Below are 398 nucleotides of genomic sequence, written 5' to 3'. Positions count from 1 at the left end.
AACTTTCAGAAGGTGTAGTGGTTTTTGGAACTGATGGTCGCCTTCGTTTATCAAATCCAGCCTTATCAAAATTGTGGTCTTTACCTTATAATTTATTAGTAGAAGGGACCCATATTACACAATTACAAACCCATTGTTCAACTTTAACAGTGGGGCAAGAATGGGAACAATTTACCAAATTTATCACTGGTTTTGCTGATAAACGTGATGCATATTCAGGCTGCATAGAATTAAAAAATGGAACGATAAGAGATTATACATTGGTACCATTGCCCAACGGACAAACAATGCTAACATTTGTTAATGTTACTGATAGTGTTCATATTGCGCCAGCGCGACAAGAAAGGAATGAAGCTCTGGAAAGTGCTGAGCGTTTACGCAACAAATTTGTCCAGCAT

1 protein-coding gene is annotated in these 398 nt (G+C 37.7%); it reads left to right on the top strand.

Translation table 11 applies throughout. The features are described from left to right. Positions 1–398, top strand: a 398-nt coding sequence (locus J7R13_RS09275; protein ID WP_208438348.1) for a PAS-domain containing protein, incomplete at both ends; no start/stop codon positions are given.

Source organism: Bartonella taylorii 8TBB, from assembly GCF_902825155.1.
Taxonomy (GTDB): domain Bacteria; phylum Pseudomonadota; class Alphaproteobacteria; order Rhizobiales; family Rhizobiaceae; genus Bartonella; species Bartonella taylorii_A.
Note: the sequence above shows the minus strand (reverse complement) of the source record. Positions and strands in the feature narration are given on the sequence as shown.